Origin of the sequence: Mycobacterium sp. SP-6446, from assembly GCF_001954045.1 — a bacterium.
Lineage (GTDB): Bacteria > Actinomycetota > Actinomycetes > Mycobacteriales > Mycobacteriaceae > Mycobacterium.
Genome location: NZ_MBEM01000254.1, coordinates 1 through 2,143 on the forward strand (window position 1 = coordinate 1; position 2,143 = coordinate 2,143).

A 2,143-nucleotide genomic window follows, 5' to 3' on the forward strand; every position below is an offset into this window, starting at 1 on the left:
GACCCCAAGCACGATATCCACTAGGCACGCCTTCCAACGAGGCCGCTAACCGATCGTCGCCGGGGAAGCTGTATCGGGAGCCTGCCGGAGCTATGTAAGCGTTATGAAGTGCGGAGCCGATCACGGGACTCGAACCGCGCATTCAGCTTGGGGAGCCGAGTCAGAGTGTCCAGGGCAGTCCGCCGCAGTGACAACGTCGTGGCACCCTCATTGCTATGTGGCCGGGCACAGCGGAAGGAGGCCAGGTGTGACCACCGATGACCCGGGCCGGATTCAGCGGTTGGCCGCCCAAGTCAACATGGTCCTAACCCGGCTACGCGATGACGAGTACCTCCTGTACGACAACGACACCAACCAGCTAGTGCTGGGTGGCCAATCCGGCCAGCGGAAGATCGGAGTCAGCCTGGAACAGATCAGGCTTTACCTGGAAAAGATCCGGGAGTGGAGTTAGCTGGTCGAACACTGCTGCCGCAGGTCAGACGTGGAGCCGATGACGGGAATCGAACCCGCGTATTCAGCTTGGGAAGCTGATGTTCTGCCATTGAACTACATCGGCGCTGTTGCCCCAGCAGGCTAGCACCCGGCCGGCCGCGGCCGCGCTCGCCTGCGCCGAGGTGTTGCGCGCATGGGTCGGCGCATTTGGTGTCATTCGAATACTGAAAACTGACCCGACAGAATGGCCTGATGTGGGGAAACGCACAGCTATCCCCGCATGTGAAAAAGCCGGTGTTTATTGTTTCGTGATCGTTCCGTAATGTGCTTGCCGTGGGTCGGCATCGATTAGCCAAGAAACGGCGCAAGCCATCGGTTGTCCTGGCAGCGGTACTGGCCCCCGCGGCAGCCTTCTTCGCCGCGGCCGCGGACACCGATTCATTCGGGCCGCGCGCCGAAGCCAAACCCGTTATCAGTGACGCCCCGCCGTGTTGCTTGCAAATCGTTGCGGCGGCATCGCATGTATCTGTTGGCGCCGGCGTCCGCGATGTTCCGGCGGCATCGAGATATCACACCCGGTCGCGCTTCTTGCCCGTCGGCGTTGCGTCAGAACGCGGCTTACAGGTCAGGACTATCCTGACCGCCCGGGCCATCAGCGCGGAGTTTCCCCAGATTCACGAAATCGGCGGCGTGCGACCAGATCCGCTGCCGTGGCATCCCCTCGGTCTGGCACTCGACGTCATGATCCCCGACCCCCAATCCGCCCAGGGCATCGCGCTGGGAAACGCCATCGTCGCCTACGTCATGCAGAACGCGAATCGATTCGGGATTCAGGACGCGATTTGGCGCGGCGTCTACTACACGCCCAATGGTGCGCAAACATCCAGGCTCGGCCACTACGACCACGTCCACGTCACGACCACCGGGGGCGGATACCCGACGGGCCGGGAAAGCTACCTCGCTGACTAAAGGCAGGACGGCCGCCACTTTCCCAACGGCTAGGCTCGTCGAGTGCTGCTCTCCGATCGCGACCTCAGGGACGAAATCACCGCCGGCCGGTTGGGCATCGACCCGTTCGACGACGCCCTGGTGCAGCCGTCCAGCATCGATGTCCGCCTCGACTGCATGTTCCGGGTGTTCAACAACACCCGCTACACCCACATCGACCCCGCCAAGCAGCAGGACGAGCTGACGAGCCTGGTGCAACCCATCGAGGGAGAGCCCTTCGTCTTGCACCCGGGCGAGTTCGTCCTCGGCTCGACGCTGGAGCTCTTCACGCTGCCCGACGGCCTCGCGGGCCGGCTGGAGGGCAAGTCGTCACTGGGCCGGCTGGGTTTGCTGACGCACTCGACGGCCGGCTTCATCGATCCTGGCTTCAGCGGTCACATCACGCTCGAGCTGTCCAACGTCGCCAATCTGCCCATCACTTTGTGGCCGGGCATGAAGATCGGGCAGCTGTGCATCTTGCGGTTGACCAGCCCGGCCGAACATCCTTACGGCAGTTCACGCGTCGGCTCGAAGTACCAGGGCCAGCGGGGACCGACGCCGTCGCGGTCCTATCAGAATTTCATAAGGACTACATAGCTTCGCCGGGGTTCCGTCACCGTCCTTCTGCGCGATACTTAGTCAGTCGTGGTTTTTTCCTCCGCCCGACCATGGCTTGGCTAGCAATACCTTTGGAGGGGTTGTTTTGGATATCGTGCTCGGCGTA

At 62.5% G+C, this 2,143-nt stretch carries 3 protein-coding genes and 1 tRNA gene; 3 read left to right on the forward strand and 1 reads right to left on the reverse strand.

From position 1 onward, the window contains the following. Positions 1–247: 247 nt before the first annotated feature. Positions 248–451 (forward strand): hypothetical protein, encoded by a 204-nt coding sequence (locus A5736_RS22795; RefSeq protein ID WP_076128333.1) that lies wholly within the window; start codon positions 248–250, stop codon positions 449–451. Positions 452–482: 31 nt separating this feature from the next. Here the strand turns inward: A5736_RS22795 and A5736_RS22800 are convergent. Next, positions 483–556 (reverse strand) — tRNA-Gly (locus A5736_RS22800). 209 nt (positions 557–765) lie between these two features. Here A5736_RS22800 and A5736_RS22805 point away from each other — a divergent pair. Then, positions 766–1,401, forward strand: coding sequence for a hypothetical protein (locus A5736_RS22805; RefSeq protein WP_076248759.1), 636 nt, complete (start codon positions 766–768; stop codon positions 1,399–1,401). Between the two features lie 42 nt (positions 1,402–1,443). Beyond that, entirely contained in the window at positions 1,444–2,016 is a 573-nt protein-coding gene (dcd, locus tag A5736_RS22810; RefSeq protein WP_076128336.1) for a dCTP deaminase, read from the forward strand. The last annotated feature ends 127 nt before the right edge of the window (positions 2,017–2,143 follow it).